4 protein-coding genes are annotated in these 6,550 nt (G+C 56.6%); 2 read left to right on the top strand and 2 right to left on the bottom strand.

Going from position 1 to position 6,550, the window contains the following annotated elements; translation table 11 throughout:
- Positions 1-899 precede the first annotated feature (899 nt).
- Positions 900-2,351, bottom strand: a complete 1,452-nt coding sequence (locus PYV00_RS13735) for an aldehyde dehydrogenase family protein (protein ID WP_275228848.1) — start codon at positions 2,349-2,351, stop codon at positions 900-902.
- 49 nt (positions 2,352-2,400) lie between these two features.
- The gene (locus PYV00_RS13740; protein WP_275228849.1) at positions 2,401-3,813 is read right to left on the bottom strand and encodes an aminotransferase; all 1,413 of its coding nucleotides are present in this window, start codon (positions 3,811-3,813) and stop codon (positions 2,401-2,403) included.
- A 1,017-nt stretch (positions 3,814-4,830) separates the two neighbouring features.
- On the opposite strand from PYV00_RS13740, the gene PYV00_RS13745 reads away from it, so the two are divergent.
- On the top strand, positions 4,831-5,067 hold the full coding sequence (locus tag PYV00_RS13745) for a hypothetical protein (protein ID WP_275228850.1): 237 nt from the start codon (positions 4,831-4,833) through the stop codon (positions 5,065-5,067).
- A gap of 91 nt (positions 5,068-5,158) precedes the next feature.
- Positions 5,159-6,487 (top strand): MFS transporter, encoded by a 1,329-nt coding sequence (locus PYV00_RS13750; protein ID WP_275228851.1) that lies wholly within the window; start codon positions 5,159-5,161, stop codon positions 6,485-6,487.
- Positions 6,488-6,550: the final 63 nt, after the last annotated feature.

Genomic DNA, 6,550 nt, shown 5'->3' on the forward strand with positions numbered 1-6,550 from the left:
AAGGCCGCCTGATCGTGCGGCCCGGTGACCACACCCGAAATTACACCTCATTGACGGACGTGACCGGGACGAGTAATGGGACTATTGAGTTTCGTTATTCAATCAGCGCTTCTGATGGCGCCGCTGCTCTTCGGCCTCATCTACGATATGACCGGCAGCTACGTGATAATCTTCGCCATACTTTCTCTGGGGTCCGTACCTGCACTTCTTTGTGTTGCACGGATCGATCCATCATGGAGACCCCGATCCTAGCAGTGAGGGTAAGTGAAGTGCGATATCGCAGAACCACCGCAAAATTGTGCCGTATTTGAAGGGTGGCATAGCCTTTGTAGGCGTCGGCTTGGAGGACAGACACCACTTGCATTGCCCAGATGGGCCGGTACGTGCTCCGCTTTCCAGTTGGGAGCATAGCGGTAGAACGATGCCGGGCGGCGCGGTGCCGGCCCAACTGAGAGCGCCATTGTCCGACACGCTGCCGGAAAATATCTTCAAACGATCGAGTTCGCTGCAGCATTGCCGCCAGCTTCGCGGGCCGAAACGGCCGTACGGGTCTGCCAGCAAACGAGGAATCTGGCCAAGAGCCCGCAAAACGTGGACACGCACTCCACAATCGAAGTTGGCGGACAAGATCGCCTTGTGACTGTTTCGATCCGCCACGGGCGCAAGAGCAATTCCAGCCAATGAAAGGCTTCTTGATGAGGGCGCGCCCGAAATCGGTCAGGGCAAACTTCGTTTTGATCTGCTCAGACACGATTCCCAGTCCGACCCAATCCGCCCAGCTCAGCCTATGTGCTGGCCTCATGGCTGCCAGCACATAAATTCAGTAAACGGCTGCATTGCTATCCGAACTGCCATTCTAAAGGCTGCGCCAGGCGGATAGGGTCTCAGGATTTCCGTGGCTATGCGATAAAAGGAATGTCTATATTTTGAGGACGAAGGAACTCTCTCAAACCGTCTTCGCCCCATTCCGCGCCAACGCCACTTTTCTTGTAGCCGACAATCGGCGCGTCGGGACGATTTGGGCTACCACCATTGATCTGGACGGTGCCTACACGCAGCCGTGGTGCTATCTTGAGGCAATCACTGGTTGGACCGAAAATATAGGCCTTGAGCCCCAGTTCGGAATCGTTGGCGATTTCAATCGCCTCCTCGACGGTCCTGTACGTGATAATGACGGAGACCGGTCCGAAAATCTCATTCTGCGCCAGGTGCGACTTGTTCTCGAGCCCTCCAATAAGCACTGGATTGATATACCAGCCCTTGGGCATATCGGGACGCCCACCACCCGCAACAATCGTACCGCCTTCGGACAAGGCGCGTTCGACGCTGTCCTCGATCCGCCTGCGCTGCGCGTCGGTGACGACGGGACCCAGGATCGTTTCAGGGTCCCTTGGATCGCCCACCTTCAATTTGGCATAGGCCTCTCGGCTGACCTGAACGAATTCATCGTAACGCGACTCCTCGACGAGGATTCGCGTCGGGGATCCGCAACCTTGCCCCGCATTCCGGGCATAGCGAGCATGCAACTGGAAGGCATATTTCGCGAAATCAACCCCCGGCAGCAATATCGCGGCAGACTTGCCGCCAAGTTCAAGGACCACGCCAGTCAATTGGGTTGCCGCTTGCTGCATCACCATGCGACCTACTTCCACCGACCCCGTGAAGGTCACCTTGTCGATATCGGGATGTTCGGTGAGGGCTTTGCCGACATCGGCACCGCCGGAGAGAATATTGACGACGCCTTCTGGAAAATCAGCGCGCCGGACGAGTTCGCCTAACTGGCCGACCGCCAGAGGGGCGAGCGGAGACGACAAGAGCACGACGGTACAGCCGGCTGCAAGCGCCGCCCCGATTTTGGCTGCGGCGATAAAAATGGGATAATTGAAGGCACTGATCGCAGCCACCACACCAACCGGCCTGTAGGCGATAGTCGTTGTGGCGGTTTGCGTCACATTCAGGCCAAGATTCCGGGTTCGGTCGACCGAGGCGGCATCGGCATTCCAGCGGAGAAAGGAAACTGCCGTGCCAATGTGATTAGCCTTGAGGTTCGCTGGCGTGCCGAGTTCGGCAACCAACGTTTCCATCAGATTATCGGCGTGTCGTTCGATCTCGTCTGCGAAGCGATGGATCACATCGCGCCGAAATTGCGGATCGCCCCATTGCCCATTTTCAAAAGCGGACTTAGCCGCGAAGACGGCTTCGTCGACCTGAGAGATCGATGCGCCCGGAAAACTGGCGATCAATTCTTCGGTTGCCGGATTGACAACCTGCAAAATTGCGCCTTCGCCGATACGAGGCTCATTCCTTATAAGCTGGGCCGTGCCGCTGTGAACAAAATCTTCGATACTCATCCTGAAATCCTTTTACCATCCAGCAGGATCGGTGAGAGATCGCGCGCAATCAAGCGTCGGCGCGCAGCTCCGCATTGACTTCGTCCATGGCCCGGCGCGCGCGCGTCACCATTTCCACGATGTCATCCTTTTCGATGATGAACGGCGGCGAGAAGTGGATGCGAGCGTTGCCCATCAGGCGCATGAACAATCCATTTCGAATTCCAGCCTTCGTCAGGCGCGCGCCCAGCTGGCTTTCCGGACCGAAGACTGTCCGTTTTTCCCTGTCATCGGTCAGGTCAATGCCGCCGATCAAACCGATGCCCTGGTAATTTCCTACCAGCGGATGATCAGCGAGTGCGGCGACCTGCTCCTGGAAAAAGGGCGCGATTTCCTGGATATGACCAAGGATGTCCTCATCTTCATAGAGCTTGATGGTTTCAAGCGCGACAGCACATGCCACCGGGTGGCCGGCCCAAGTATAACCGTGCCAGAAACCGCCATATTTCGCGGACTCGTCCCGAACCACGTTCCAGACCCGCTCATTGAGCATGAGAGCGGAAATGGGCTGGAAACCCGCAGCGAGCGCTTTCGCGGTACTCACCATATCTGGCGTGACGCCGTAAACTTCGCAAGCCCAACGCTGACCCGTCCGACCAAAACCCGTCACCACCTCGTCGGCAATGAGCAGAATGTCATATTTTTTCAGGAGGGCCTGGATCTTCTCCCAATAGCCTGCGGGGGGCAGCAGGCCGCCCGAATTAGCCTGGGTGATATCAGCCAGGAACGCGCCGATGGTCTCGGGGTCCTCACGAAGGATCAAATCTTCGAGCGAATCAACCAGACGCTGGGAGAACTGCTCTTCGGTTTCTCCGGGTTTCCCATGGCGATAGTAATTGGTTACATCGGTCTTGAGCAGCTCGGGGAAGTTGAATCCGCATCCCAGGTGTGTCGCCGGATTACCGTTGAGGGCAGTCGTGATGATGGTGTTGCCATGATAGCTGCCGTCGCGCGAGATGATCTTGCGCTTTTGTGGCTTGCCCATAGCCGCCCAGTAATACCAGGTCAGCTTGACGGCGGTATCGTTGGCTTCTGAACCGGAGGATTGAAACATGACGCGCGCCATTGGCGTCGGCGCGATGGAAAGCAGTTTTTCCGATAGGTCGATCAGGTACGGATTGGAGATGTTCCGAAAACTGTGGATTGAACCCAGCGTGCTGATCGCTTCGTAAGCCGCCTTGGCGAGGCGTTCATTGCTGAAGCCCAGCGAACATTGCCCGAGGGAAGCGGCGCTCTCGAGATACGAGTTTCCCTGATCATCCCGGATATAGACCCCCGAGCCACCGGTCATAATGATCGGGGGTGTTTCAGCCTGCGCTTTCAGATTGCTGTGAGGATGAAAAACGAAGGCGGCGTCCCGCGCTGCGGCGCTGTTCGTAGAAGGAAGAGTCATATTTGGTTTCCCGCTGAAGATTGCCACCATGGTCTATCTCCGATGGTCGACGCAAAAAATCAGTGGTTGGATATGCACCCATCTCGAATGGAGATGGCAAGAGGGGCAGGCGGCAGGGTCTCGATAAATCCCGGCTTGTGTAACACTCTCTGGCTGCTGGAGAGCTCAAGCTGTTGGTTGTCCGTCGTGTCCAGATGGCGCTGGCGCCGACTTCTGTCATGATTCCGTCCGGTGGCGCTGATGTGGCGCGCGCCCAAAGGGGCCGGGATGTCTTGCATGGCCTGGCAGGCGGCAGGAGCGGGGTTGGCAGCAGGATGGCGGGGGGACCAGCTTGCTCGATACGTGACAAGGATTGAGCTGAAACATGTTACCATTGGCGCGATGGCTTCCGCGATTTTAGCGTATCCTCCCGCGCATTCGTCTGCACCCTTTCGCATTCCGCGACGCTTTGTTCCATCCAGCTGAAACGCGATAAGCTGAAGAACTGATCCGGCGGGTGTAATCGGTCCGGGACTGAACGCGCGCTGCGGTCTACGATGTCTACTGAGTCCTGTATCCAATTGACAGAGGGCCGCGGTCATGCTCAATGTGTCAGTGGATTTCAATCGGATGAGGAAGTATTCTGGTTTTATATTCCTGAACTATCCTCATTATTATTTCAATTATTATAGGATAAATATAATTAAGGTCATTTAATCATGTAAATATGATAATAATTGGGGGTGTTATGAAAAGAGGTGGGGGGACTTTACTATGGCGGTGTATTCTCGGCGCGCCCCTGGTCGCGATCCTGGCACATGCGCAGAGCGATGAATCGAGATCTGCGGCCAGCACCGTTGAGGGAGCGGCGTCCGAAGGAGGTCAGGAGGCTTCCGACATTGTTGTAACCGGATCGAGGATCGTTCGGGCAGGTTTCCAGGCCCCGACTCCGGTGACGGTCGCCCGATCTGAAGACCTCATACGCTCTGCGCCCAGTAATCTACCCGATGCGCTGAATCAGCTTCCCGTGTTCCAGGGATCAATTAGCCAGACCTCACGCGCAACGTGATGCATGCCGCGCAGATAAGCATCTCAGGTGATATTTTTAATACCTGGGCAGGGCCGGTGAAAATTGTCGCCGGTGCCGAATATCGCAAGCAGGCACTGGTTCAGACGAGCAACAGCGATCCGCGCAAGCCGGTCGACACCACCGGTGTGCGTGGCGTGGCGCAGCCGCCGACGCAGCGAACCCTCTACGATGTGGTCGGTCGCTATATGACCATAGTTGTGAGGGCGCAAATCTAGGCGCGCTGCGCAATCGCCGTTGAGTCCCGGGGCTGGAGGCCGATCGTCTGGATCGCTTCAGCCCGGGGGGGTGACAGCGCCAGGATCGTGAATGGGAACAATGATGGCGAAACAGAATATTACCGGTTGGTGGATGGTGGCGTGCCTGTTTCTTGCCTATGCCTTTTCGTGGCTGGATCGCCTCATTATCACGATGTTGGTTACACCGATAAAGCAGGATTTGCACCTCAGCGATCTACAGATGGGCGCTATGCTCAATCTCAGTTTCGCGCTGGGGTTTTCGATCTTCTGTGTCCCGATGGGTTGGGCCGCCGATCGGTTTGATCGGCGCAAGGTCCTCGTACTTGGTATTTCGGTCTGGTCGGCCGCGACGCTGGGAGCCGGCTTCGCACATAGCTTTCCCCAACTGCTCATTTGTCGCGCCCTTGTTGGCATCGGCGAAGCTTCGCTGCTGCCGGCCGCCTATTCCTTGATAGCGGACACCTTTCCACCCCAAAGGGTCACCTTCGCGACTTCGGTGTTCCAGACCGCCAGCAAATTCGGCAGCGCTGTCACCTTCGCGGTCGGTGCGCTTGTCATCACCTTGGCCAAGCACCTCGAGCAGACTACAATGGCCGTATCCCTTGGGGCCGGCTATTGGCAGATAACCCTCGCCCTAGTGGGGCTGCCAGGGCTCGTCGTTGCGTTGTCGATGCTGACCTTCAGTGAACCGCGACGACGCGAGTCAGAAAAAACGGCGCCCCCGCGCAAGGGCGAATTACGGGCGTTCCTTGCGGCGAACGCGAGACTGAGTACGGCAGTCGTCCTCGCCGCAACACTGATCGTGATGGTCGCCTATTCCTATCTGTCATGGATGCCGACCTACATGGAGCGTCGCTTCTCCTGGGGGCCCGAGCGCTATGGGCCGGCACTCGGGGCGCTGAATGTGTTCGGTGCGATCGCTGTTGTGTTTAGCGGAAGGATTGTCGACTGGCTCTTTGTTGGAGGGATGCGTGATGCCCATCTACGTTTCACCAGTTACAGCATAATTTTTCTCATCCCCGTTGTCTTCCTCGCATTCTACTTCAACAATCCGTATTTCTTTCTCTTAAGCTATGCGGTCAGTCAAATCGTTACGATACCTTTTGTGGTCTTTTGCGCGACGATCGTCGCATTGGTAGCGCCCGCAACGATCAGAGCGCAACTGATAGGCCTGCTGATGATGATCTATACTGCGTTCGGTCATGGGGTGGGGGCCTCGCTCGTCGGTGTCATCAGTGACAAGATATTCCGGAACGAGGCCATGCTGGGAATGTCGCTGGCGATCGTGATCATCACAAGCCTGATCCTGGCGGCCATCGTGCTCAGACTTGCGCTGCCAGAATTGCGGAGAGCGGTGGCTACACGAGGTGATCCGAACTCTCCTGACAGCCACTCCTAGCACTACTTTGGCAGAAGTGTAATTTTTGGGATTCCCATGACGCAAGATGCGTGATTCATGGGG

Origin of the sequence: Novosphingobium album (ex Liu et al. 2023) (assembly GCF_029076845.1) — a bacterium.
Taxonomy (GTDB): domain Bacteria; phylum Pseudomonadota; class Alphaproteobacteria; order Sphingomonadales; family Sphingomonadaceae; genus Novosphingobium.